This window comes from Paraburkholderia unamae, assembly GCF_003268775.1.
Classification (GTDB): domain Bacteria; phylum Pseudomonadota; class Gammaproteobacteria; order Burkholderiales; family Burkholderiaceae; genus Paraburkholderia; species Paraburkholderia unamae.
The window spans coordinates 21167-46954 of record NZ_QLSU01000034.1 but is presented as its reverse complement, the minus strand read 5'-3'; the positions used below and the strand labels follow the sequence as shown (position 1 = coordinate 46954).

Annotated in this window: 26 protein-coding genes; 14 read left to right on the top strand and 12 right to left on the bottom strand. The window is 65.3% G+C overall.

From position 1 onward, the window contains the following. Positions 1-60 precede the first annotated feature (60 nt). From C7401_RS36750 to C7401_RS36705, 10 genes are all read left to right on the top strand, one after another. Positions 61-432, top strand: a complete 372-nt coding sequence (locus tag C7401_RS36750) for an SMR family transporter (RefSeq protein WP_112176951.1) — start codon at positions 61-63, stop codon at positions 430-432. Between the two features lie 125 nt (positions 433-557). Beyond that, positions 558-1721: a DegT/DnrJ/EryC1/StrS family aminotransferase gene (locus C7401_RS36745; protein WP_112176950.1), complete on the top strand. Its 1164-nt coding sequence runs from the start codon at positions 558-560 to the stop codon at positions 1719-1721. Between the two features lie 137 nt (positions 1722-1858). Further along, positions 1859-2944 (top strand): glycosyltransferase, encoded by a 1086-nt coding sequence (locus C7401_RS36740; protein WP_224045487.1) that lies wholly within the window; start codon positions 1859-1861, stop codon positions 2942-2944. After that, positions 2941-3909 carry a formyltransferase gene (locus C7401_RS36735; RefSeq protein ID WP_112176949.1) on the top strand — a complete coding sequence of 323 codons (969 nt, stop codon included), beginning with the start codon at positions 2941-2943 and terminating at the stop codon, positions 3907-3909. The genes C7401_RS36740 and C7401_RS36735 overlap by 4 nt, the downstream gene beginning before the upstream one ends. Further along, a complete protein-coding gene (locus C7401_RS36730; RefSeq protein ID WP_112176948.1) occupies positions 3906-4955 on the top strand; it encodes a bifunctional UDP-4-keto-pentose/UDP-xylose synthase in 1050 nt (349 codons plus the stop codon). Before C7401_RS36735 ends, C7401_RS36730 begins: the two co-directional genes overlap by 4 nt. Before the next feature lie 24 nt (positions 4956-4979). After that, complete coding sequence (locus C7401_RS36725; protein WP_112176947.1) at positions 4980-5876, top strand: polysaccharide deacetylase family protein; 897 nt, start codon at positions 4980-4982, stop codon at positions 5874-5876. Between the two features lie 166 nt (positions 5877-6042). After that, positions 6043-6504 (top strand): peroxiredoxin, encoded by a 462-nt coding sequence (locus C7401_RS36720; protein ID WP_112176996.1) that lies wholly within the window; start codon positions 6043-6045, stop codon positions 6502-6504. 399 nt (positions 6505-6903) lie between these two features. Further along, the gene (locus C7401_RS36715) at positions 6904-8745 is read left to right on the top strand and encodes a PhoH family protein (RefSeq protein ID WP_112176946.1); all 1842 of its coding nucleotides are present in this window, start codon (positions 6904-6906) and stop codon (positions 8743-8745) included. Between the two features lie 234 nt (positions 8746-8979). After that, positions 8980-10125, top strand: a complete 1146-nt coding sequence (locus C7401_RS36710) for a C40 family peptidase (RefSeq protein ID WP_112176995.1) — start codon at positions 8980-8982, stop codon at positions 10123-10125. Between the two features lie 112 nt (positions 10126-10237). Then, the gene (locus tag C7401_RS36705) at positions 10238-11044 is read left to right on the top strand and encodes an SDR family oxidoreductase (RefSeq protein ID WP_112176945.1); all 807 of its coding nucleotides are present in this window, start codon (positions 10238-10240) and stop codon (positions 11042-11044) included. 63 nt (positions 11045-11107) lie between these two features. Here the strand turns inward: C7401_RS36705 and C7401_RS36700 are convergent, their stop codons facing one another. From C7401_RS36700 to C7401_RS36655, 10 genes are all read right to left on the bottom strand, one after another. Next, on the bottom strand, positions 11108-12118 hold the full coding sequence (locus C7401_RS36700) for an inorganic phosphate transporter (protein WP_112176944.1): 1011 nt from the start codon (positions 12116-12118) through the stop codon (positions 11108-11110). Between the two features lie 10 nt (positions 12119-12128). Beyond that, positions 12129-12755 carry a DUF47 domain-containing protein gene (locus tag C7401_RS36695; protein ID WP_112176943.1) on the bottom strand — a complete coding sequence of 209 codons (627 nt, stop codon included), beginning with the start codon at positions 12753-12755 and terminating at the stop codon, positions 12129-12131. Positions 12756-12927: 172 nt separating this feature from the next. After that, on the bottom strand, positions 12928-14310 hold the full coding sequence (locus tag C7401_RS36690) for a replicative DNA helicase (protein WP_112176942.1): 1383 nt from the start codon (positions 14308-14310) through the stop codon (positions 12928-12930). A gap of 159 nt (positions 14311-14469) precedes the next feature. Continuing rightward, the gene (rplI, locus tag C7401_RS36685; protein ID WP_112176941.1) at positions 14470-14922 is read right to left on the bottom strand and encodes a 50S ribosomal protein L9; all 453 of its coding nucleotides are present in this window, start codon (positions 14920-14922) and stop codon (positions 14470-14472) included. 27 nt (positions 14923-14949) lie between these two features. Next, the gene (rpsR, locus tag C7401_RS36680) at positions 14950-15225 is read right to left on the bottom strand and encodes a 30S ribosomal protein S18 (protein WP_027797225.1); all 276 of its coding nucleotides are present in this window, start codon (positions 15223-15225) and stop codon (positions 14950-14952) included. A 2-nt stretch (positions 15226-15227) separates the two neighbouring features. Further along, a complete protein-coding gene (gene priB, locus C7401_RS36675; RefSeq protein WP_112176940.1) occupies positions 15228-15527 on the bottom strand; it encodes a primosomal replication protein N in 300 nt (99 codons plus the stop codon). A gap of 46 nt (positions 15528-15573) precedes the next feature. Beyond that, a complete protein-coding gene (gene rpsF / locus C7401_RS36670) occupies positions 15574-15945 on the bottom strand; it encodes a 30S ribosomal protein S6 (RefSeq protein WP_028204897.1) in 372 nt (123 codons plus the stop codon). Between the two features lie 148 nt (positions 15946-16093). Beyond that, positions 16094-17005: an anti-sigma factor family protein gene (locus C7401_RS36665; RefSeq protein ID WP_112176939.1), complete on the bottom strand. Its 912-nt coding sequence runs from the start codon at positions 17003-17005 to the stop codon at positions 16094-16096. Further along, the gene (locus tag C7401_RS36660; RefSeq protein ID WP_112176938.1) at positions 16995-17786 is read right to left on the bottom strand and encodes an RNA polymerase sigma factor; all 792 of its coding nucleotides are present in this window, start codon (positions 17784-17786) and stop codon (positions 16995-16997) included. Before C7401_RS36660 ends, C7401_RS36665 begins: the two co-directional genes overlap by 11 nt. 167 nt (positions 17787-17953) lie before the next feature. Beyond that, positions 17954-18865: a LysR family transcriptional regulator gene (locus C7401_RS36655; protein ID WP_112176937.1), complete on the bottom strand. Its 912-nt coding sequence runs from the start codon at positions 18863-18865 to the stop codon at positions 17954-17956. Positions 18866-19037: 172 nt separating this feature from the next. On the opposite strand from C7401_RS36655, the gene gcl reads away from it, so the two are divergent. The 4 genes from gcl to lysM all read left to right on the top strand — a co-directional run bounded on the left by gcl (position 19038) and on the right by lysM (position 23608). Next, complete coding sequence (gcl, locus tag C7401_RS36650) at positions 19038-20813, top strand: glyoxylate carboligase (protein WP_112176936.1); 1776 nt, start codon at positions 19038-19040, stop codon at positions 20811-20813. Between the two features lie 95 nt (positions 20814-20908). After that, positions 20909-21706 (top strand): hydroxypyruvate isomerase, encoded by a 798-nt coding sequence (gene hyi / locus C7401_RS36645; RefSeq protein WP_112176935.1) that lies wholly within the window; start codon positions 20909-20911, stop codon positions 21704-21706. Between the two features lie 43 nt (positions 21707-21749). Next, a complete protein-coding gene (locus tag C7401_RS36640) occupies positions 21750-22655 on the top strand; it encodes a 2-hydroxy-3-oxopropionate reductase (protein ID WP_112176934.1) in 906 nt (301 codons plus the stop codon). A gap of 446 nt (positions 22656-23101) precedes the next feature. Beyond that, complete coding sequence (lysM, locus tag C7401_RS36635) at positions 23102-23608, top strand: peptidoglycan-binding protein LysM (protein ID WP_112176933.1); 507 nt, start codon at positions 23102-23104, stop codon at positions 23606-23608. A 109-nt stretch (positions 23609-23717) separates the two neighbouring features. Here the strand turns inward: lysM and C7401_RS36630 are convergent, their stop codons facing one another. Further along, positions 23718-24752: an asparaginase gene (locus tag C7401_RS36630; protein WP_112176932.1), complete on the bottom strand. Its 1035-nt coding sequence runs from the start codon at positions 24750-24752 to the stop codon at positions 23718-23720. Positions 24753-24801: 49 nt separating this feature from the next. Beyond that, on the bottom strand, positions 24802-25728 hold the full coding sequence (locus tag C7401_RS36625; RefSeq protein WP_112176931.1) for a CysB family HTH-type transcriptional regulator: 927 nt from the start codon (positions 25726-25728) through the stop codon (positions 24802-24804). Between the last annotated feature and the right edge of the window lie 60 nt (positions 25729-25788).

Here is a 25788-nt window from a genome sequence, read left to right as displayed (position 1 = left end):
CCGGCGACACTTTGCCGATCCGCCCCCATAACCCGATAACCCGTTGAGCCGCCCTTTCCGATGAATCCGATTTCCCTGATCTGCATCCTGGCCGGCGTCGGCCTGAATGCATGCGCGCAACTGTTGCTGAAAGCGGGTGTCAATGCCGTTGGACACTTCGAATTCAGCCGTGCGAACATCCTGCCCATCGGCTGGAAGCTCGCGACGCAAGTGCCGATTCTCGGCGGCCTCACCTGCTACGTGTTCAGCGTGGTCGTGTGGATCGTCGGGCTCTCGCGCGTGGACGTCTCAATCGCCTACCCGATGCTCTCGCTCGGCTACGTGGTCAACGCGTTCGCGGCGTGGTATCTGTTCGGCGAAGTGCTGAGCGTGCAGCGGCTCATCGGCATCGGCATCATCCTGATCGGCGTGTTCGTTCTGGCGCGCAGCTAAAGCGTCGCAGCGCGGTCCCACCGCTTGTTGCGCTGCATGTTGCGCCCATATAAGCAGTTCGTAAGGCATGCCGCGGCATGCTTGCGCCTGGCCCCACTTTCTGACGAGCAACGAGTAAAGCCTTCATGACCCAGTCATCTCCGCAGTCGTCCCTTCCTTTCCTGCCGTTCGTGCGTCCCGAGATCGACGAGGAAACCATCCAGGGCGTCGCCGACGTGCTGCGCTCGGGCTGGATCACGACCGGCCCGCAGAACCAGGCGTTCGAAGCGGCGCTCTCCGAGTATTGCGGCGGCCGCCCTGTGCGCACCTTCAACTCGGGCACGGCCACGCTCGAAATCGGCCTGCGCATCGCAGGCGTCGGCCCCGGCGACGAAGTCATCACCACGCCCGCTTCGTGGGTCGCCACGAGCAATGTGGTCTACGAAGTCGGCGCGACGCCCGTGTTCGCCGACATCGACCCCGTCACGCGCAACATCGACCTCGACAAGCTCGAAGCGGCCATCACGCCCCGAACGAAAGCCATCATCCCGGTGTTTCTCTCGGGCCTGCCCGTCGACATGGACCGGCTCTACGCCATCGCCCGCCAGCACAAGCTGCGCGTGATCGAGGACGCCGCGCAGGCCTTCGGCTCGACGTGGAACGGCAAGCGCATCGGCGCGATCGGCGACATCGTGTCGTTCAGCTTTCACGCGAACAAGAACCTCACGTCGATCGAAGGCGGCGCGCTGGTGCTCAACGACGAGGCCGAAGCCGTGCTGGCCCAGAAGTACCGCCTGCAAGGCATCACGCGCACGGGTTTCGACGGGATGGACTGCGATGTGCTCGGCGGCAAGTACAATCTCACGGATGTCGCGGCGCGCGTGGGGCTCGGCCAGCTCAAGCATATCGAGCGCTTCACCCGCCAGCGCCACGCGCTCGCGCGGGCCTACTTCGCGGGCTTCGAGGGCGGCGCGGCGGTCAAGCTCGGCGTGGGCCTGCCGCTCGCCGATTTCACCAACAGCAACTGGCACATGTTCCAGATCACGCTGCCGCTCGAACGGCTCGCCATCGACCGCGCAGGCTTCATGGGCGAACTGAAGGCGCGCGGCATTGGCTCGGGCGTGCACTACCCGGCCATTCACCTGTTCACGCTCTACCGCGAGCGCGGCTTCAAGGCGGGCATGTTCCCGCGCGCGGAGCGCTTCGGCGCGAGCACGGTCACCCTGCCGCTTTTCACGCAGCTGACCGAAGCCGACGTGGCGCGCGTGTGCCATGCGGTCAACGAGATTTGCGCGACGTTTGCAAAATAAGCAGTTTGCAAGACCATCGGCAAAGCAAGTAAACAAACGGGCGACACCCATCGCCCGACTGCCCCTGCGGGCACGGGACGGGACTCGGCGCCACCGCGCCTGCGCCCGTCGACACCCATAACGGAATCGATGCACACATGACTCAAACGGAACAACGCACCTTGACACCGGAAACGCCGGAAGTCTCGGTCATCATTCCGGTCTACAACGAGGAAGCCGGCCTTCCCGCCCTGTTCGCACGCCTGTACCCGGCGCTCGACAAGCTCGGCACCTCGTACGAAGTGATCTTCATTAACGACGGCAGCCGCGACCGCTCCGCCGCGATGCTCGCCGAGCAGTTCCGGGCGCGTCCCGACGCGACGCGCGCGATCCTGCTCAACGGCAACTACGGGCAGCACATGGCGATCCTCGCGGGCTTCGAGCAGGCGCGCGGCGAGATTGTCATCACGCTCGACGCCGACCTGCAAAACCCGCCCGAGGAAATCGGCAAGCTCGTCGAGAAGATGCGCGAGGGCTACGACTACGTCGGCACGATCCGCATGCAGCGCCAGGACAGCCTCTGGCGCCGCAAGGCCTCGCAGATGATGAACCGCCTGCGCGAGCGCATCACGCGCATCAAGATGACCGACCAGGGCTGCATGCTGCGCGCCTACAACCGCCGCATCGTCGACACGATCAACCGCTGCGGCGAAATCAACACGTTCATTCCCGCGCTCGCCTACACGTTCTCGCAGAACCCGGTCGAGGTCGATGTCGCGCACGAGGAGCGTTTCGCGGGCGAGTCGAAGTATTCGCTCTACAGCCTCATTCGCCTGAACTTCGACCTCGTGACGGGCTTCTCCGTCGTGCCGCTGCAATGGTTGTCGTTCATCGGCGTGATTCTTTCGCTCGGCTCGGCAGGCCTCTTCGTGCTGCTGCTGATTCGCCGCTTCATCATCGGCGCGGAAGTGCAAGGCGTGTTCACGCTGTTCGCCATCACGTTCTTCCTGCTTGGCGTAATCATCTTCGCGCTCGGTCTGCTCGGCGAGTACATCGGCCGCATCTATCAGCAGGTGCGCGCGCGCCCGCGCTATCTCATCCAGACGATTCTGGAAGAGCGCAACGGCCGCGCCGTGGTCGACACCCCGCGCCAGGATGTGGTGCAGGCCGCCGCGTACGCACAGCAATCCGCGCAAGCGTCGGGCACCGCAAACAATCCGGCCAACGAAGGAGCCCGCTCATGAAGCCGCGCGCCGTCGTCTTCGCGTATCACAACGTGGGCGTGCGCTGCCTCCAGGTGCTGCTGGCGGGCGGCGTGGATGTCGCGCTCGTCGTCACGCACGAGGACAGCCCGACGGAAAACATCTGGTTCGGCAGCGTGAAGTCGGTGGCCGAGGAGCATGGGATCGAGGTCGTCACGCCCGCGGACCCGAAAAGCGCCGAGCTGCGCGCGGCCGTTTCCGCGGCGCGCCCGGACTTCATTTTCTCGTTCTACTACCGGCACATGCTGCCCGTCGATCTGCTCGCGCTCGCCGCGCGCGGCGCGTACAACGTGCACGGCTCGCTCCTGCCGAAGTACCGCGGCCGTGTGCCGACGAACTGGGCCGTGCTCAACGGCGAGACCGAAACGGGCGCCACGCTGCACGAAATGGCCGCCAAGCCCGACGCGGGCGCCATCGTCGCGCAAACACCGGTGCCGATCCTCCCCGACGACACCGCCGCGCAGGTATTCGACAAAGTGACGGTCGCCGCCGAGCAGACGCTCTGGCGCGTGCTGCCCGCGCTGATCGCGGGCGAAGCGCCGCATCTGCCGAACGACCTCACGAAGGGCAGCTACTTCGGCGGGCGCAAGCCCGAAGACGGCCGCCTCGACTTCGGCCAGAGCGCGCAGCAGGTGTACAACCTGATTCGCGCGGTCGCGCCCCCCTATCCGGGCGCGTTCACCGACGTCGGCCGCGAGCGTTTCGTGATCGCCCGCGCGCGCCTCGTGCGCCCCGGCTCCCCGGATGCCGAAAGGGTCCGCCCCCTCGCCGGATTGCCCGCCGGCATCCACGTAAGCGATAATGCGTTTTTCGCCCTTTGTGGCGACGGCCGCGCCATCGCGATCCATGAACTGCGGCATGCGCCGAGTCTGGCACATGGCGGTCAAGAGACCGTCATCACCCCCGCCGCGTTCTCCGAACTCATTTCATCTGTCCCCCGTCCATGACCAAAAAAGTCCTGATCCTGGGTGTGAACGGCTTTATCGGCCACCACCTCTCCAAGCGCATCCTCGAAAACACGAACTGGGAAGTGTTCGGCATGGACATGCAGACGGATCGCCTCGGCGACCTCGTCAAGCATGAACGGATGCACTTCTTCGAAGGCGACATCACGATCAACAAGGAGTGGGTCGAGTACCACGTCAAGAAGTGCGACGTGATCCTGCCGCTCGTCGCCATCGCCACGCCCGCGACCTACGTGCAGCAGCCGCTGCGCGTGTTCGAGCTCGACTTCGAGGCGAACCTCCCGATCGTGCGTTCGGCCGTGAAGTACCGCAAGCACCTCGTCTTCCCGTCGACCTCCGAGGTCTACGGCATGTGCTCCGACGAGCAGTTCGACCCGGACGCCTCGGCGCTCACCTACGGCCCGATCAACAAGCCGCGCTGGATCTACGCGTGCTCCAAGCAGCTCATGGACCGCGTGATCTGGGGCTACGGCATGGAAGGCCTGAACTTCACGCTGTTCCGTCCGTTCAACTGGATCGGCCCGGGCCTCGACTCGATCTACACGCCGAAGGAAGGCTCGTCGCGCGTCGTGACGCAGTTCCTCGGCCACATCGTGCGCGGCGAGAACATCAGCCTCGTGGATGGCGGCGCGCAAAAGCGCGCGTTCACCGATATCGACGACGGCATCGAAGCGCTCATGAAGATCATCGAGAACAAGGACGGCGTCGCCACCGGCAAGATCTACAACATCGGCAACCCGACCAACAACTTCTCGGTGCGCGAACTCGCGCACAAGATGCTGGCGCTCGCCGCCGAATTCCCGGAATACGCGGAAATGGCGAAGAAGGTGCAGCTCGTCGAAACGTCGTCGGGCGCGTACTACGGTGCCGGCTACCAGGACGTGCAGAACCGCGTGCCGAAGATCGACAACACGAAGCAGGAACTGAACTGGGCGCCGAAGTCGACCTTCGACGAAGCGCTGCGCAAGATCTTCGAAGCGTACCGCGGGCATGTGGCCGAAGCCCGTGCGCTCGTCGAGCAACACTAAGCGTCAGACAAAGGTCCTCGCCACTTGGCCCGCATCGTCCTGAAAATCGACGTCGACACGCTGCGCGGCACGCGCGAAGGCGTGCCGAATCTCGCGCGCATCTTCGACCGCTACAAGGCGCGCGCCACGTTCCTGTTCAGCCTCGGCCCCGATCACACGGGCTGGGCGCTGCGCCGCGTATTCCGTCCCGGCTTTCTCAAGAAGGTCTCGCGCACGTCCGTGGTGGAGCATTACGGCGTGAAGCAGCTGATGTACGGCGTGCTGCTGCCGGGCCCGGATATCGGCGTGGAAGCGGCCTCGCAGATGCGCGCGATTCACGAAGCCGGCTTCGAATGCGGCATTCATACGTGGGATCACGTGTACTGGCAGGACAACGTGCGCACGCGTGACGCGCAGTGGACCGCGCGCCAGATGCAAAAGAGCCACGACCGCTTCACGCGCATTTTCGGCACGCCGCCCGTCACGCACGGCGCGGCGGGCTGGCAAATGAACGAGGCCGCCTTCGAGCAGATCGACGCGTGGGGCATGAAGTACGCCTCGGACGGCCGCGGCCATTCGCCCTATCGGCCGGTGGTGGCGGGACGCACGCTGAACCATGTGCAGATGCCCACCACCTTGCCCACGCTCGACGAAGTGCTGGGCGTGGACGGCGTCGACATCGACACGGTCGCGGCGTGGATGCTCAAGCGCACCGAAAACAATCCGCACGACCAGGTCTTCACGCTGCACGCGGAGCTCGAAGGCCAGAAACTCGCGCCCGTGTTCGAGCAACTGCTCGCGGGCTGGCGCGCGCAAGGCCACACGTTTGCCACGATGGGCGACTACCATGCGACGCTGGACCCGGCTTCGCTGCCATCGTACCCTGTCACCTGGGGCGAGATCGCCGGCCGCTCCGGCCAGCTGATCGTGCAGCCCGACTGAATCCGCCGCCCGTGCGCCGCGAGACTTGCGCCGACGACTCACCGCCCACGCAAGCCCCCGCGCCCCGGGCAGCACGCCGTCCCGGCGAAACGGCGCCGCAGCGCAGCTGGCTGGACAGCGCGGCGGCAACGCCTGCCAATAACAAAGGGAGTGCCACGTGCCTGACGTGACCATCGCAGTCGACCAACCCGTTCCCGACTTCACCGCCCCCGCCACCGGCGGCGACTTCACGTTCTCTAGCCTGAAGGGCAAGAAGGTGGTGCTGTACTTCTATCCGAAAGACAACACCCCGGGCTGCACGACCGAAGGCTTGCAGTTCCGCGACCTCTATCCGAAGTTCAAGAAGGCCGGCGCGCAGATCGTGGGCGTGTCGCGCGACAGCGTGCGCTCGCACGATAACTTCAAGGCCAAGCTCGAACTGCCGTTTACCTTGGTATCGGATGCCGATGAAGCGCTGTGCACGCTCTTCGACGTCATCAAATTGAAGAAAATGTATGGCAAACAGGTACGGGGTATCGAACGCTCGACCTTCCTGATCGACGCCGACGGCGTACTGCGCCGCGAGTGGCGTGGAATCAAGGTGCCGGGCCATGTCGACGAAGTTCTGGAGGCTGTACAAGCGCTTTGAGGAGCGTTATATTGGGCTGCAATGAGTGCCTGTCCAACCATTTTTACGCCATGTTGCGGCGGTTACGCAGCCGGTCACGAGATGACCGGAAATGCGCATCCGGGGCAACGTGTCATCACCGAAGTGAAGCCGCTTGCCTCGTCACACGGGGCAGCGGCTTTTTTGTTTATGCATCGCTGTTCCCTTCCGCTTTTCTCCCCGTTCGTGCCGGCTTTGCGACCCGGTGCGCGCAAACGTCAAGGAGCTGATCGAAAACCAGGCGAACCGGCATTTTCTGACCTGAGCGCGCACCTTGCGCGGTAACGACGGGCGCCTACCCGGCATCCGCACGCACCGACCGAAAGCGCGCCTTACTGGGTAACCCCGCGACCACTCGACCCGAATATTTCGAGGGACACCATGCCTTTGCCTACTCCCCCCAGCAAGCTCGGCAACCTGCTGCCGCCCGAAGAATACAAGGCGCGTGCCCGCACGACGCGCAGCACGCGCAAGGCAGCGAGCGAAAACGACGCTGCCGATGCCGCCGACTACGGCCCCGCGAGCGTCGCCGAGCCGATGACCGAGGCCGCCAACGCCGCCACCACGCTGCGCACGGTCCCGTTCTCGGGCGCCAGCGCCGAACTGGCCGCGCTCGAACCCGTCGCGCCGGCGCCCGTGCGCAAGCGCGGCGGCGCCAAGCAGACCACCGCCGCCCTGTTGCAGCCGCGCGAGGCGCGCGAAGAGCCGGCGCAAGCCCCCACCGCGCGCAGCGGCGGCAAACCCGCTTCGGCCAAAGCCACCGGCGCCGCCGCGGCGCCCGCCACACGCGGCGCCACGAAAAAACGCGTGCATCCCGAGGAGAGCGTCGAAGTCCAGAAGCTCTTCGTGCTCGACACGAACGTGCTGATGCACGACCCGACCTGCCTGTTCCGCTTCGAGGAACACGACGTCTATCTGCCGATGATGACGTTGGAGGAACTCGACAACCACAAGAAGGGCATGTCGGAAGTCGCGCGTAACGCGCGTCAGGTGAGCCGCACGCTCGACCAGCTGGTCGCGAACGCGGGCCCGATCTCCGAAGGCATTTCGCTTGCCCGCCTCGGCAGCCGCGAGGCGCTCGGCCGCCTGTACTTCCAGACCACGCTCACGCACATCGACCCGGTCGACGGCCTGCCGCAAGGCAAGGCGGACAACCAGATCCTCGGCGTCGTGCGCGCGCTGCAACGCGACCGGCCCGACCGCCTCGTCGTGCTGGTGTCGAAAGACATCAACATGCGCATCAAGGCCCACGCCCTGGGCCTGCCTGCCGAAGACTACTTCAACGACCAGGTTCTCGAAGACAAGGACCTGCTCTACTCGGGCGTGCGCGCGCTCCAGCAGGACTTCTGGTCGAAGCACGCGAAGGGCATGGAGTCCTGGCAGGACACCAAGACCGGCACGACGTATTACCGCGTGACGGGTCCCGAATGCCTGTCGATGCTCGTGAACGAGTTCGTTTATCTCGAACCGCAGAACGGCGAACCGGCGTTCCACGCGATCGTGCGTGAACTCAACGGCAAGACGGCGCTCCTGCAAACGCTGCGCGACTACGGCCACCACAAGAACAACGTGTGGGGCATCACGGCGCGCAACCGCGAGCAGAACTTCGCGCTGAACCTGCTGATGAACCCGGAGATCGACTTCGTCACGCTGCTCGGCCAGGCCGGCACGGGCAAGACGCTCGTCGCGCTCGCGGCGGGCCTCGCTCAAGTGCTCGACGAAAAGCGCTACAACGAGATCATCGTGACGCGCGCGACGGTACCGGTGGGCGAAGACATCGGCTTCCTGCCGGGCACGGAAGAGGAAAAGATGCAGCCGTGGATGGGCGCGTTCGACGACAACCTCGAAGTGCTCCAGAAAACCGACGACGCCGCCGGCGAATGGGGCCGCGCCGCAACCCAGGAGCTGATCCGCTCGCGCCTGAAGGTCAAGAGCATGAACTTCATGCGCGGCCGTACGTTCGTGGACAAGTATCTGATCATCGACGAGGCGCAGAACCTCACGCCCAAGCAGATGAAGACGCTCGTCACGCGCGCGGGTCCGGGCACGAAGATCGTGTGTCTGGGCAACATCGCGCAGATCGACACGCCGTATCTGACCGAAGGCAGCTCGGGCCTCACCTACGTGGTGGACCGCTTCAAGGGCTGGGCGCACAGCGGCCACGTGACGCTGGCTCGCGGCGAACGCTCGCGGCTTGCCGATTACGCGTCGGACATTCTGTAATTTCATCGCCGGACGCCGCCTGTTGCGGGCGTCCGGGCCGATCGCAAGGACCGTATCCGGGGGACCGGATACGGTCCTTTTTTCATGGCGGAGCGTCCCGCCGGAGCAACACCTGGCGCACGGACTTCAAGTAAGTTGTGAAGAATTCTTGCGAAAGCCCGGACGCGCGGGCTACCATCCGCCCATGACCCGTTTTTCCGACAGCGCACGTACCCCGTGCGCTTCGCCCGCTTCATGCGTCGACTCTGGCTTCCGCTTCTGATCGCTGTCCTGCTTGCCGCGTGTTCGAGCGCACCGCAAAAGGTGACGCGCAGCGGTTCGTCGTCGGGCGAAAACGCGTGGCGCACCAAACCGCCGGGCTTTCCCAATTTTGTCGATCACAGCGTGGGCCGCGAGGAAATCTCGATCCAGGCGATGGGCCTTGTCGGCATTCCGTATCGCTGGGGCGGCAATACGCCCGACAGCGGCTTCGATTGCAGCGGCCTCGTAAAATACGTGCTGGCGCGCTCGGCTTCCGTCGATCTGCCGCGCACCACGGCCGAAATGAGCACGCGCGGCGAAACGATCGAGCCCGACGAGATCGCGCCCGGCGACCTCGTCTTCTTCAATACGACCGGGCGGCCGCATTCGCACGTCGGGATCTATGTAGGCAAGCTGCGCTTCGTGAATGCACCGTCCACGGGCGGCACGGTGCGGCTCGACTATCTGACCAACCCGTACTGGGCGAAACATTTCGACGGAATCCGCCGGATGGCGGCACCCAGGCGCGCGCCGTTCGATACGCCGACCTGGGAAGCCTCCGCGCCTGAGCAGCGTGCTCCGGGCGTGAGCGCGGCGCCGCCTGCCGCGGCCGCGATGGCGAGCGTCATGCCTGCGCCGCCACCCGCGCGAATCGTCTCCGCCAGCCAGCAAAATCGTGTGGTCGCGGCGCCTCAGCCTGCGTATGCGGCCGCGCCGCCAGGCGTGCCTGCATCGAGTGCGGCAACAGCAACGGCAGCGGCAGCGCCCGCCGACGCCTTCGAACCGCCACCCGCCTCGCTTGGCGCGGCCCAAACGCAGTCGCGCGACGCGGGCGCGCTCGCGCCGGCCTATGTGTCTAACCCCGTGGCCAACCCCGCGGCCAACCCGGCCGCCGCTCCGGCAACCCGCGCCCCGCGCGACGCCATCGACGCCGCCGCTGACGCCTTCGAGCCGCCCCCGCCCACCGCAACCGCCGCCGCACGCCAGGCTGGCCAGGCCGGCTCCTCGCCGATCCAGACCGTCGCATCGCCGGCCGGCGGGGCGCAGATCATGCGCGCCTCGACGTCCGGCGCGGCGTTGCCCGCCCCGACCCAGTCGGGCGACGATCCGATCGCGCGCTTCGCCAACAGCGGCGAGTGAAGCGCGCTGCGGCGCCATGTCCCTGCCCGCGCAGCGAGTAATGTTTCCGGCTCACCGTGCCTCTGCTATCGTTTTGGTACCGTTTTTTATACTTTCGCGCAGCGAGGCGACGATGGATCTCGGACTCAACAAGAAGGTGGTTCTGGTGACGGGCGGCAGCAAGGGCATCGGTCTTGCCTGTGCGCGCGCCTTTGCGAAGGAAGGCGCGCGAGTGGCGATCGTCTCGCGCGATCCGGCCAATCTCGCGCGCGCCCGCGAACAGTTGGCGAGCGAAGGCCTGCACGTGCACCTCACGCGCGCCGACCTGCACGAAGCCCATAGCGCCGCCGACGTGGTCGAGGAAGTCTCCACGGCCGTGGGCCCCATCGACATCCTCATCAACAGCTCAGGGGCGGCGCGCCGCTACGATCCGGAGTTGCTCGACGCGGACGCGTTCAAGGCCACGATGGAAGCGAAGTATTTCCCGTACATCTATCCGCAGCAGGAAGTGCTGCGCCGCATGGTGCAACGGGTCAAGGCGGGCGAGACCACGGAGCCCGGCGCGATCGTCAACATCATCGGCATGGGCGGCAAGTTCGCGAGCGACATCCACATTGCCGGCGGCGCGGCCAACGCCGCCTTGATGCTCGCGACCGTGGGCCTAGCGCACTACCACGCCCGCTACGGCATTCGCATCAACGCCATCAACCCGGGCGCCACGCTCACCGAACGCCTTCAGGAAGCCGTGCAGCTCGAAGCCCAGCGGCAAGGCGTCGATTCAGCCCAGGCGCTCGCGAGCGGCGAGGCCAAGGTGCCGCTCGGCCGTTATGCCAAGCCGGAGGAAATCGCCGATGTCGCGCTTTTCCTCGCGAGCCGCCGCGCGAGCTACGTGACGGGCGCGCTCATTCCGATGGACGGAGCCAGCACGCCGATGATCTGAGCACGCCCGCCGCGCGCCAGCGGGGCCTGGAAAGCACTGCGGCGCCCGAAGGCGCCGCAGGTTTTACATGAAGCGGTGACCGAGCCACCAGGCCGCCGCGGCCAGCGTGGCGGAGGCCGGTATGGTCAGCACCCAGGCCCAGACGATGTTGCCCGCCACGCCCCAGCGCACCGCGCTGAGCTTTTGCGTGGCACCGACGCCGACGATCGCACCCGTGATCGTATGCGTGGTGGAAACGGGAATGCCCATCCACGAAGCCGTGAAGAGCGTGAGCGCCCCGCCCGCCTCCGCGCAGAAGCCGCCGACCGGCTTGAGCTTGGTGATCTTCTGCCCCATCGTGCGCACGATGCGCCAGCCGCCGAACAGCGTGCCGAGACCCATCGACAGATAGCAGCCGCCAATCACCCAGATGGGCGGCGCGTCCGAGCCGACCGCCGAGTAGCCCGTTGCGATCAGCAGCATCCAGATGATGCCGATGGTTTTCTGCGCGTCGTTGCCGCCGTGGCCGAGGCTATAGAGGCTCGCAGAGAGCAGTTGCAAGCGCCGGAACCGCCGGTCCACCTTGCTTGGCGGCGTGCGGAAGTACAGCCACGACACCGTGAGCATGAAGAACGAGCCGAGCACGAAACCGAGCAGCGGCGAGATGAAGATGAACGCCACGGTCTTCATGAGCCCGTCGAAATTCAGCGACGCCCAGCCCGACTTGGCAAGCGCCGCGCCCACGAGCCCGCCGATCAGCGCATGCGAGGAGCTCGACGGAATCCCGTAGTACCAGGTCAGCACGTTCCAGCCGATCGCGCCCATCAGCGCGCCGAACACCACGTAGTGGTCGACGATATCGGGATCGATCGTGCCCTTGCCCACCGTCTGCGCCACCTTCAGGTGGAACACGAAATAGGCGATCACGTTGAACATGGCGGCGAACGCCACCGCCTGCTGCGGCTTCAGAACGCCCGTGGACACGACCGTGGCGATGGAATTCGCCGCGTCGTGAAAGCCGTTCATGAAGTCGAAGATGAGAGCGATGGCGACCAGCGTCGCGACCGCCCAGAGGGCGAGTTGTATCGATTGCATCGCAGTCCGCTCAGGCGTTCTCTAGCACGATGCCTTCGATGATGTTCGCGACATCCTCGCACTTGTCCGTGATCGCTTCGAGCAATTCATAGATCGCCTTCAGCTTGATCAGCGTCTTGACGTTGTCTTCCTCACGGAACAGCTTCGAGATGGCCCCGCGCAGCAGGCGGTCGGCATCCGATTCGAGGCGGTCGATGTCCTCACACGCTTGCAGGATCTCGCGCGCCTGCTTCATGTCCGAGAGCATCGCCACGGCCGACTGCACGCGCTTGGCCGTGGCCGTCACCACGTGCGCGAGCTGGCTCGCCTCGGCGGTCACCGCCTGCACGTCGTAAAGCGAAATGGCGGTGGCGACGTCCTCCATGAGGTCGAGGCAATCGTCCATCGTCGTGATGAGCTTGTGAATCTCGTCGCGGTCGAGCGGCGTGATGAAGGTCTTGTGCAGCAGGTCGATCGCTTCGTGCGTGAGCTTGTCGGCGGCCTTCTCGGCGGCCTGCACGTTCTGCTTGTGGACCTCGGCGTCGGCGAGGTTGTCGATCAGGAGTTCGAGCTCGTGGCTCGCGGAAACGATGCACTTCGCGTGCGCATTGAAGATTTCGAAGAACTTGCCCTCGGTGGGCATGAATCGACCGAACATTGGTATCCCGGAAATTGGTCTCGGATTGCCGTCACGAAGCGGCAAAATAGGCGACAAAGCTAACCGTCATAAAACGGCCACATTGTATCGTCAGCAGAGTGCCGGCGCATGGATTGGCAGGCGCCGCAGCGGCTTTTGCGCCACTTTGGCGCAAGCCGCCGACCCCGCCGCCTTATTCGCTGTAGAAGTTTTGCGCGCCGGCAAAATTGTCGAACTTCGTGTATTGACCGTGGAACGTGAGCCGAACGGGTCCGATCGGACCGTTACGCTGCTTGCCGATAATGATTTCGGCGGTGCCTTTGTCGGGGCTGTCGGGGTTGTAGACTTCGTCGCGATAAATGAACAGGATGACGTCCGCGTCCTGTTCGATAGCGCCCGATTCGCGCAGGTCCGACATCACCGGACGCTTGTTCGGGCGCTGCTCCAGACCGCGGTTGAGCTGCGAGAGCGCGATCACGGGCACGTCCAGTTCCTTCGCAAGGCTCTTGAGCGAGCGCGAGATTTCCGAAATTTCGGTCGCCCGGTTCTCGCCCGTCGACGACCCGCTCATGAGTTGCAGGTAGTCGATGATGATGAGGCCGAGCTTGCCGCACTGGCGCGACAGGCGTCGCGCGCGCGAGCGCAGTTCCATCGGGTTCAGGCCGCCAGTTTCGTCGATGAAGATCTGCGCCTCGCTCATCTTCTGCACGGCGTGCGTGAGCTTCGGCCAATCCTCGTCGGTCAGACGGCCCGTACGCATGCGGTGCTGGTCCAGCCGCCCCACCGACCCGAGCATACGCATGATGAGCTGCGTGCCCGGCATTTCCATGGAGAACACCGCCACCGGCAGGCCATACTCCACGGCCACGTATTCGCCGACGTTCATCGAGAACGCGGTCTTGCCCATCGAGGGGCGCCCCGCCACGATGATCAGCTCGCCGCCGTGCATGCCCGAGGTCATGCGGTCGAGGTCCATGAAGCCCGTGGGCGTCCCCGTCACGTCGCTCGGGTTGGCCGTGTGATAGAGCGTGTCGATGCGCTCGACGACCTGGGTGAGCAGCGGCCCGATTTCGAGAAAGCCCTGCGTGCCGCGCGCGCCGTCCTCGGCGATGGAGAACACCTTCGACTCCGCCTCGTCGAGCAGCTGGCGCACTTCCTTGCCCTGCGGATTGAAGGCGTCGGCGGAAATCTCGTCGGCGACGGAAACGAGGCGGCGCAGCACCGCGCGGTCACGGACGATTTCCGCATAGCGGCGGATGTTCGCCGCGCTCGGCGTGTTCTGGGCGAGCGCATTCAGATACGCGAGGCCGCCCACGTCGTCGGCCTTGCCCGAGGTGCCGAGCGCCTCGTACACCGTCACCACGTCGGCCGGGCGCGTGGCCGCGATCAGCCGGCCGATATGCTCGAAGATGATGCGGTGATCGTAGCGGTAGAAGTCGCTTTGCGAGAGGAAGTCGGCAATCCGGTCCCAGGCGGCGTTATCCAGCAGGAGACCGCCGAGCACCGATTGCTCGGCTTCGATCGAATGCGGCGGGACCTTTAGCGAGTCGAGTTGGGGATCTTTCGGAGCGTTCATGGAGGGCAATTATCGGGCAAGGGGGTGCCTCGAACAAGCTGGAAAACTGGCAACAAGCGTCCAGGCGGCGCGCAACAAAAAAGGCAGAAGCCCTGCGGCTCCTGCCCTTTCTGAGTCTTGCGTCAAACCCGTGCGGCCCTTGCGAGCCGCACGTCGTGCTTAGGCGTGCTCGCCCAGCACCGACACCGTGACGTCGACGAGGACGTCGGTGTGCAGCGAAACCTGCACCGGGTGGTCGCCCACCATCTTCAGCGGGCCTTCCGGCAGACGCACTTGCGCCTTTTCCACTGCGAAGCCAACCTTGCCGAGTGCTGCGGCGATGTCGGCGTTCGTGACCGAACCGAACAGACGGCCGTCCACACCGGCCTTCTGGCCGATCTGGAGCGTCAGGCCGTTCAGCTTTTCGCCTTCGCCTTGTGCAGCTGCCAGCTTTTCAGCGGCGGCCTTTTCGAGTTCAGCGCGGCGAACTTCGAATTCAGCGATTGCGTCCTTCGTTGCGCGGCGTGCTTGCTTGTTCGGGATCAGGAAGTTACGTGCGTAACCGTCCTTCACCTTGACGATGTCGCCGAGGTTGCCCAGGTTGACGACTTTTTCCAGAAGAATGATCTGCATTCTATTGCTCCTTATCGCGTCGTCTTGTTAGGCCTTGTGCTGGTCGGTGTACGGCATCAGCGCGAGGAAACGCGCGCGCTTGATAGCCGTGTCCAGCTGACGCTGATAGTGGGCCTTCGTACCCGTCAGACGAGCCGGCGTGATCTTGCCGTTTTCGCCGATGAAGTCCTTCAGCGTGTCGAGGTCCTTGTAGTCGATCTGTTCGACGTTTGCTGCCGTGAAGCGGCAGAACTTCTTGCGCTTGAAGAGCGGGTTTTGTTGCTGACGACGCTTGTCGAATTTCTTACCAGTCGGGCGGGGCATGATTAGTCCTTTCCTGTGCCTTGCATTTCGGTGATGTGAAACACCAGGGTTCGCGCGTTGCGGTGCTTTTTCGCCAGAAAACCGGTGAAGATCGCTTCCACGCCCATCTCGCAGCTTTCCACGAGACCGCAGGCCTTGCCGGCCGCCACCGCGGGCATCGTGAGTTCGACGAAGCGGGGAATGCCGGCTTCGACGACCTCAGTGCGGTGCTGCAACGTGACGCTTGCGATCGGAACGCCGGCGGGGGTGTACCGCACCGGTTCGCGTTCGACGACGCTAGCCGTGAGTTGCAGCCTGTTCACGCAGTTGGCTTAGGCAAATGAGCTCGAATCCTGATGGCTTGTGTAATTAAGCCTGCGCTTCGGTCGGCTGAGCAGCCGCCTTCTTGGCTTCTTCGCGCTGCACTTCCTTCATCATCGGCGACGGACCGGTTTCGGCCTTCTTCATCTTGACGATGAGGTGACGCAGAACAGCGTCGTTGAACTTGAACGCGTGTTCCAGTTCGTCGAGCGTGGTCTGGTCGCATTCGATGTTCATGCAGACGTAGTGAGCCTTCGCGAGTTTCTCGATCATGTAGGCCAGTTGACGACGGCCCCAGTCTTCGATGCGGTGGATCTGACCACCGTGCGAGGTGATCGTGCCCTTGTAGCGCTCGATCATGGCGGGCACTTGCTCGCTCTGATCGGGATGCACGATGAAGACGATTTCGTAATGACGCATATTCACTCCTTGTGGATTAAAGCCACCCGGGCGTCGGAACCGGTGCAGCAAGTGAGAAGCCGAAGATTGTAGCGCGGATGGGCTACGCACGCAAGGCAGATCATGCGTTTGCGCGATGATTCGGGCGTGTTTTCAATGACTTGCGCGGCTAGCCGCCGGCGGCCTCGCTCGCGCCCGCCGTCAGACGGGCGTCGAGCGCTGCGCGCAGGCCGTCGAGCGCGTCCGCGCCGGCGTCCGTCACGGCCCACCACGTCATGCCCGCCGCCTGCCAGCGCTGGAGCGCGTAGCCGTCGCTCGTGTGAGGCGGCGCGGCGCCCGACACGGCGGCGCCGCTCGCGCCGGGCGGGAACACATAGACGTCGATCACGTGCTTGCGATAGTGATAGACGAGCACCGCCACCCGCTCGCGCCCCACATAGTCGAGGCGGCCGCCCGCCAGCGCAAAACCCTGCTGCGCGAGATCGAACACGGGCGGCGCGTAGTCGATGCGGCCGTTGAACCACGGCTTCACGGTGTGGCGGTCTGTCGAGATGACGTCGAGGTCGCGGCCCGAGATCTGGGCGCGCACATGGCTCGACACGAGGTCGTCGACGAAAGCGGCGTCCGTGGCCGGGCGGCGCAGATGCAGCGTGGCGATCACGGCCAGCGCGCAAAGGATCAACACGGCGCAACCGAACCACGCGAGCGTCGCCGCGCGCGGGCCTTGCAGAGGGCCTTGCATCGCACCCGGATAGCCGTGGCTGCCGGCCGCCGCCCCACCGCGCGGCCACCAGCCCCGCAGCCAGTCGCGCCAAGCCGAATCGCGCGCACGAGAAGGCGCAGACGTCGCGGGCGCGGCGTCCGTCGCGGGCAACGCGGCGACGATGCGCGCCGCGAGCCCGGCGGGCGCGCGGCGATAGGGCGCGGTGCGAATCACGCGGGAAATGGCCTGCGCGTCGTCGGCGGCGCGGCGGCATTGCGCGCAGCCGGACAGATGCTCGCGCACGCGCCATTCGTCGGCGGCGGAAAGTTCTCGATCGACGCTCGCGTCGACCAGCGGGCGCGCTTCGTTACAGTTCATCGGGCGCCTCCGTGGTGTGGCTCTCGGGGCGCGGCCGACGGCGCAATGGCGCTCCGCCGTCGGCGGCCGGCTCCTCGCGGAACCGACCGCCGGTCCCCCGGCCGGATGGTCTCCTGGCTTGACTGCTTTCCCCTGCTCCTGACTTGTCGCCCGCGCAATCCTGGGCGCGACCGACCGAATCGTTTCCTGCTTCGCCAGCCGTCGCCCGGCCGCGCTCGTCCGCGCTCTGCCCGCGATAATCCGCCAGCAGTGTCGCGAGGCGCCGCCTGCCGCGCGCCAGGCGCGACATCACCGTGCCCACGGGCAGGTCGGCAATCGCCGCGATCTCGCGGTAGCCGAGTTCTTCCAGTTCGCGCAGCACCAGCACTTCCCGAAACTCCACCGGCAGGCGCTTGAGCGCGTCGTGCACGTGGCGCGAGTCCTCGGCGCGAATCGCGAGCGTCTCGGGATCGACGCCGCCGGTCTCCCAGCCTTCGAGCGGTGCGTCGTCGCGCAATTCGTCGAACGGCGCCACCTCTTCGGCGCCCGCGCGCCGCCGCCATTCGTCGTACCAGACGCGCCGCACGATCGCGAGCAGCCAAGGGCGCGCCTCATCGCCGCGAAAGGCGTCGAAGAAGCGAAACGCCCGCAGAAACGCCTCCTGGACAATGTCCTCGGCGTCGCGCGGATTGCGCGAAAGCCAGCGCGCGAGGTTGTAGGCCGCATCGAGATGCGGCAGCGCCAGCGCCTGAAAGCGGCGGCTGCGCCCTGCCTCGTCCTGCTCGTACGCGGCTTCGCCCACGTCGTCCCCTCGCGTCTTCGTCTGTCTCGCGCGACCTCGGCCGCCCTGCAAGCACTACCAACGCTGGGCCAAGTTTATTCCCGCCGTGTCCACACGAAAGCGAAAAATAAATCGGCAATGCGCGCCGATGCGCCGCCCGACGCCTTCACGCCTGGCCGGCTGCGCCTTCACTGCGCGCCGGTCCAATACCCCGGGCGCGCGTAGACCTCCTTGAGGTAGTCGATGAAATAGCGCACGCGGGCGGGCACATAACGCTGCTGCGGGTACACCGCGAGGATGTCGTACTCGGGCAGCGCGTACTCGTCGAGCACCGTTTCCAGTTCGCCGAGCGCGAGTTGCGCGTCGATTTCCCAGGTCGAGCGCCAGCCAAGGCCGAGGCCCTCGGTCACCCAGCGGTGCAGCAGTTCGCCGTCATTGCAGTCGAGCGTGCCGCCCACGCGCACGGTCACGAGCTTGCCGTTGCGGCTGAAGTACCAGCCGCGGTTTTGTCCGCCTTGCAGGTTGAAGGCAAGGCAGTTGTGGCCCGGCAGGTCTTCGAGCGCCTGCGGGCGGCCGTGCTTGCGAAAGTACTCGGGCGTGCCGCACACCACGCGGCGGTTCGAAGCAAGCTTCACGGCCACGAAATTCGGATCCACCGCGCCGCCGATGCGGATCGACAGGTCGTAGCCTTCGCGCACGAGATCGACCACGCGGTCGGTGAGATTGAACGACACCTGAAGTTCGGGCTTGTCGGCGAGAAATTCGGGCGCGAGCGGCGCGACGTGCTTGCGCCCGAACGCGGCCGGCGCCGAGACGATCAGATGCCCGCTCACCACCTGTCGCCCGGCCGAAAGCTCGTTCTCGGCCTGATCCCAGTCAGCGAGCAACCCGCGGCAACGTTCGAGAAACGCCCCGCCCTCCTCGCTCACCACGAGCCGCCGCGTCGAGCGGTAGATGAGCTTCACGCCCAGGCGCTTTTCGAGCGCGTCGATGCGCCGCCCGAGTATGACCGGCGAGACGCCCTCCTCGAGCGCCGCCGCCGCGAGACTGCCCGCGTCCGCGACGCGCACGAAGGTTTCGATCTGCTTGAAGCGGTCCATTTCCTGTCTCCACGGTCCGGACGCGCGCCGTAAGCGCCGTCCCACCTGCATTCCATACTTTTTGTTTCGGAATAAACGACCTGGACTGATCTTATCAAACCTTTCCTGCGGCTCTACAGTGGGCCTCAACCGCTTAGCCATTCCTTGCATACGCGACATTCAGGAGACAATCATGGCCAAAATGAGAGCCGTCGACGCCGCCGTTCTGGTGCTCGAAAAAGAAGGCATCGATACCGCTTTCGGCGTGCCGGGCGCAGCCATCAATCCGTTCTACGCGGCGATGAAGAAGTCCGGCGGCATCAGCCACGTGCTGGCACGCCACGTTGAAGGCGCCTCGCACATGGCCGAAGGCTATACGCGCGCCACGCCCGGCAACATCGGCGTGTGCATCGGCACCTCGGGCCCCGCGGGCACCGACATGATCACGGGCCTCTATTCCGCGTCCGCCGACTCGATTCCGATTCTCGCGATCACGGGCCAGGCGCCGCGCGCCCGCCTCTACAAAGAAGACTTCCAGGCCGTCGACATCGAATCGATCGCCAAGCCCGTCACCAAGTGGGCCGTGACCGTGCGCGAGCCCGCGCTCGTGCCGCGCGTGTTCCAGCAGGCGTTCCACCTCATGCGCTCGGGCCGTCCGGGCCCGGTGCTGGTCGATCTGCCGATCGACGTGCAACTCGCCGAAATCGAATTCGACATCGACACCTATGAGCCGCTGCCGGTCTACAAGCCGCGCGCGAGCCGCAAGCAGATCGAAGCCGCGCTCGAACTGCTCAACGCGAGCGACAAGCCGTTGATCGTCTCGGGCGGCGGCGTGCTCAACGCGGCGGCCGAAGACCTGCTCGTGCAGTTCGCAGAAACGGTGGGCGTGCCCGTGATCCCGACGCTCATGTCGTGGGGCGCGATTGCCGACGACCACCCGCTCATGGCCGGCATGGTCGGCCTGCAAACCTCGCACCGCTACGGCAACGCCACGATGCTCGCCTCCGACTTCGTGCTCGGCATCGGCAACCGTTGGGCGAACCGCCATACGGGCAGTGTCGAGGTCTACACGAAGGGCCGCAAGTTCGTGCACGTCGACATCGAACCGACGCAGATCGGCCGCGTGTTCGGCCCGGATCTCGGCATCGTGTCGGACGCGAAGGCCGCGCTCGAACTCTTCGTCGAAGTCGCGCAGGAATGGAAGGCCGCGGGCAAGCTCAAGGACCGCAGCGCGTGGGTGGCCGATTGCCAGGAACGCAAGCGCACCCTGCACCGCAAGACGCACTTCGAAAACACGCCGATCAAGCCGCAGCGCGTGTACGAAGAGATGAACAAGGCGTTTGGCCGCGACACCTGCTACGTGAGCACGATCGGTCTTTCGCAGATCGCGGGCGCGCAGTTCCTGCACGTGTACAAGGCGCGCAACTGGATCAACTGCGGCCAGGCAGGCCCGCTCGGCTGGACGATTCCGGCGGCGCTCGGCGTGCGCGCAGCCGACCCGACGCGGCCCATCGTGGCGCTCTCGGGCGACTACGACTTCCAGTTCATGATCGAAGAACTGGCCGTGGGTGCGCAGTTCAAGATGCCGTATGTGCACGTGGTCGTGAACAACTCGTACCTCGGCCTGATCCGCCAGGCGCAGCGCCAGTTCGACATGGACTTCTGCGTGCAGCTCGCGTTCGAGAACATCAACGCACCCGAGTTGGAAGGGTATGGCGTCGATCACGTGGCGGTGGCGGAAGGCCTCGGCTGCAAGGCGCTGCGCGTGTTCAAGCCGGAGGAAATCGCACCGGCCCTGAAGCAGGCTCAGGCGCTTGCCGCCGAGCACAGCGTGCCGGTCGTCGTCGAGGTGATTCTGGAGCGCGTGACCAATATCTCGATGGGCACCGAAATCGACTCGATCAACGAGTTCGAGGAACTTGCCGAGAAGCCCGAGCACGCACCGACGGCGGTCGCTCTGCAATCCTGACGATTTAGCGTGATTGCCTTGCTCCGCTTTTCGCACTCAGCCCTGACGTGCGAAAAGCGGCCTCTCACCCACTCATTGCCCCGAGAGACACACCCATGCCGAAATTTGCCGCGAATCTCACCATGCTGTTCAACGAAGTGCCCTTCCTCGACCGCTTTGCCGCGGCGGCGCAAGCGGGCTTCGACGCCGTGGAGTTCCTGTTCCCGTATCCGTACAAAGCGGCCGAACTTGCCGAGCGCCTCGAAGCGAACGGCCTGAAGCTGGTGCTCCACAATCTGCCCGCCGGCAACTGGGAAGCGGGCGAACGCGGCATTGCCTGCCTGCCCGATCGCCGTGGCGAGTTCCAGGAAGGCGTGGGCCGCGCGATCGACTATGCAAAGGCGCTGAAGGTGCCGCAACTCAATTGTCTCGTCGGCATCCCGACGGCGGGCATTGACCGCGAAACGGCACTCGCCACGATCGTCGAGAACCTGCGCTACGCCGCCGGCGAACTCAAGCGCGAAGGCATCCGTCTGCTGGTCGAGCCGTGCAACGCGTACGACATTCCCGGCTTCGCGCTGAACCGCTCGGCCGAAGCGCTCGACGTGATCGAGAAGACCGGCTCGGACAACCTGTTCCTGCAATACGACATCTATCACATGCAGCGCATGGAAGGCGAACTCGCCGCGACGATCAAGAAGCACTTCGCGAAGATCGCCCACATCCAGCTCGCCGACAATCCTGGCCGCAACGAACCCGGCACGGGCGAAATCAACTACCCGTTCCTGTTCGACCTGCTCGACACGCTCGGCTATGACGGTCACATCGGCTGCGAGTACAAGCCGCGCACGACGACCGTCGAAGGCCTCACCTGGCTGCGCAGCGCGAAGCAACGCACCGCCGAACTCGCGTGATTCACGCGACACCCCCGAATTCGCTTTAACGGAGACACACAAGATGGCAAAGATTGGCTTTATCGGACTCGGCATCATGGGCGCGCACATGGCGCGCAACCTCATCAAGGGCGGTCACACGCTCGCCGTGAACGGCAAGTTCCCCGTGCCCGACGACCTGCGCGCGCAAACCGAGGTCGTCGCCGATTCGACGGCCGTCGCGAAGGTGTCGGACATCGTCATCGTGATGGTACCGGACACGCCTGATGTCGCCAATGTCCTGTTCGCCGACGACGGCGTGGCCAAGGGTCTTTCGGCGGGCAAGCTCGTGATCGACATGAGCTCGATCTCCCCGCTCGAAACGCAACAGTTCGCGAAGCAGATCAACGCACTCGGCTGCGACTATCTCGACGCGCCGGTCTCGGGCGGCGAAGTCGGCGCACGCGAAGCCACGCTCACGATCATGGTGGGCGGCCCGCAGAAGGCGTTCGAGCGGGCCTTGCCGCTGTTCGAGCTGATGGGCAAGAACATCTCGCTCATCGGCGACAACGGCGCGGGCCAGACCTGCAAGGTGGCGAACCAGATCATCGTCGCGCTGAATATCGAGGCCGTGGCCGAAGCGCTGCTGTTCGCGGCGCGCTCGGGCGCCGACCCCGAGCGCGTGCGCAAGGCGCTCATGGGCGGCTTTGCTTCGTCGCGCATTCTCGAAGTGCACGGCGAACGCATGACGAAGCGCACCTTCGACCCTGGCTTCCGGATCGAGCTGCACCAGAAGGACCTGAACCTCGCCATCGACGGCGCACGCAAGCTCGGTCTCGCGCTGCCGCACACGGCCAGCGCGCAGCAACTCTTCAGCGTGTGCGCGGCGAACGGCGGACGGGCCTGGGACCACTCGGCGATGATCCGCGCGCTCGAAATCATGGCGAACTTCGAGATCGCGCAGCCGCAAGCGCAAGTGAAGGCGGCCTGAGTTAGCTTCAGCAGCAGCATGAAGGCGGTTCGCGCAACACAACGCGCGAACTGCCCGCAGGACCGGATCACGCATACCGGCTCGCGCGCCATCACCAAGGCGCACGAGCCTCCCGTGGGGCGCTTCGCGGCGGAGGCAACCGCCGCGAGGCAAATCGGTGCCGCTCTGGGCTGAGAGCGGCCAGTGGGGTCCGAAAGCGGCGCCCGGTGACGACGGGGAAGCCTTGGTCGGTCAGACGTCGTCATCGGGTGTCCGCGCGTCGGATGCCCTTTTTGTTTTGCTCCTGCATTCCCCCGACGTTTCACACTCTTTGACGCGGCTCCGATGGACGCCTTCACGACCGCGTTTCTAGAATCGTGCTTTCATCCGGCTGTCATGCAGACGGGTCAAGGTGGACGCGAACGCGTGAACACCCAGTCATTTCCAGCACGTGAGGAGTGTGATCGATGGGCATCGTCAATTTCATCAAGGAAGCCGGCGAAAAGCTGTTCGGTGCGGTCGCAACGCCCGCCGCCGCACAACCGGCCGCGGCACCGGCCAACGCCGCTGCCAATCTCGCCGCGCTGAACCAGAAGGCCGGCGACGCGATCGCGGCCTATATCCGCTCGCAGGGTCTCGACGCCGACAACCTCGGCGTGGTCTACGACGGCGTCTCGCACACCGTGACGGTCACCGGCAACGCCGCCGACCAGCCGACGAAAGAGAAGATTCTCGTCGCGGCAGGCAATGTGCAGAACGTCGACAAGGTCGACGACCAGATGACCGTGACGAATCCGGCCGCCCAGGCGCAGCACCACACGGTGGTGTCCGGCGACAACCTCTGGAAGATCGCCGAGAAGTACTACGGCAGCGGCGCGAGGAACGACGCGATCTTCCAGGCGAACACGCCGATGCTCAAGAGCCCGGACAAGATCTATCCCGGCCAGGTGCTTGTGATTCCGCCGCTCCGGTAAGCACACCCGGGCACGGCCGCAAACGAAACGGGCCTGGCGAAGATACGCCAGGCCCGTTTGCTTTCACGCGAGATTTCGTGCTGCTTCGCGCTTTTAACGCGCTTTTACATCAGAACGTATCGAATACGTGCTGCAACGACGCCTTGTCGGTCATGCCGGCGGCAAGCGCGAGCAGCAGCAGCACACGCGACTTGTACGGACTGAGCGTGCCGGAGGAAACAAAGCCGAGCGCATCGTCCTTCGCCGCGCCGTTATGCATGACATGGCCCGAGCCCACGCGCGAGGCGCGCACCACGGGCACGCCCTTGCTCGCGGCCTCGGCCAGCGCCTGCTGCAACGCGCCGTGAATCGAGCCGTTGCCGGTGCCCGCCACGACGAGACCGTCCACCCCCGCGGCCACGAGCGCTTCGACGGCCGCGCGCGAGACGCCCGCGTAACTCGTCACGATCTCGACCTGCGGCCATGGCACGTTTGCGCTGAACGGCGCATCGACCGTATGCGGGCGCAGCGCGCGGCGCTGGAATTCCACCCGGCCATCCTGCACCCAGCCCAGCGCGCCGATTTCAGGCGACTGGAACGCGTCCACCGCATAGGTGCTGAACTTCGCGACGTCGCGCGCGCAGTGAATGCGGTTGTTGAACGCCACGAGCACGCCCTGCCCCGCCGCCGCCTCGCTCGCGGCAAGCGTAACGGCGTTGAGCAGATTGAGCGGACCGTCGGCCGAGAGCGCCGTGGCCGGCCGCATCGCCGCCGTCAGCACGCAGGGCTTCGCGCTCTTCACCGTGAGTTGCAGCAGGTACGCCGTTTCTTCGAGCGTGTCGGTGCCGTGCGTGATCACCACGCCGTCGATGTCGTCGCTCGCGAGCAGTTCGTTCACGCGCTGCGCGAGCGTGCTCCATAGCGCGAGCGACATGTCCTTGCTGTCGATGCTCGCGACCTGCTCGGCGTGAATCCGCGCGACGGCGTCGAGACCCGGCACGGCCGCCAGCAGTTGCGCGACGCCGATCACGCCCGCCTGGTAGCCGGCGGTGTTCGCGGCGTCGGCCGCGGAGCCCGCAATGGTGCCGCCCGTGGCGAGCACGGCGATGCACGGGAGCGGCCGGCCCGCCGCCGCCGATGAGGAAGTCGAAACGGAAGTATTCATGGCGGCGATTTTAAGCGATCCGCCGCCACCGGGGAAAATCCGTCCGTCTTTAACCCACCTCGCGCAACTGGCTCGCGATCTGCTGCTCGGAGAGCTGCGGCGCGAACATCTCGATGAGCCGGTACGCGTACTGGCGCAGAAACGCGCCCTTGCGCAGACCGACGCGCGTCGTGCTCGCCTCGAACAGATGCTCCGTGTCGAGCGCGACGAGTTCGGTGTCGCGCTTCGGGTCGTAGGCCATTGCCGCGACCACGCCCACGCCCATGCCCAGTTCGACGTAGGTCTTGATCACGTCGGCGTCGATGGCGGTGAGCACCACGTCGGGCACCACGCCGACCTTGGCGAACGCCTGGTCGATATGCGAGCGGCCCGTGAAGTCCTGGTCATAGGTGATGATCGGATACTCGGCCACGTCTTCGAGCGTGAGGTTTTCGCGGCCCACGAGCGGGTGCGTCTTCGGCACCACAACCACGTGGTGCCACGAATAGCACGGGAACGTCACGATGTCCGGGAAGCGGTCGAGCGCCTCGGTCGAAATGCCGATGTCGGCCTCGCCGTTGATGATCATCTGCGCGATCTGCTGCGGGTTGCCCTGGCGCAGCGCGAGATGGACCTTCGGGAACACCTCGCGGAACTGGTGCACGACCTTGGGCAGCGCGTAGCGCGCCTGCGTGTGGGTCGTCGCCACCACGAGGTGGCCGCTGTCCTGGTCCGCGAACTGGCGCGCCACGCGGCGCAGGTTTTCGGCGTCGAGCAGCATGCGCTCGATCAGTTGATGCACCGCCTTGCCCGGCTCCGTGAGACCGGTCAGACGCTTGCCGCGGCGGATAAAGATATCCACGCCGAGCTCGTCCTCGAGATCCTTGATCTGCTTGGAAACACCCGACTGCGACGTGTACAGCACGTTCGCCACTTCGGTCAGGTTCATGTTCTGCCGTACGGCTTCGCGCACGAAACGCAACTGCTGAAAATTCATGGTCTTCTCTCCGATACTGCTGACCGATTATTCGTTTTAGTCGATGCAAGCACTGTAACG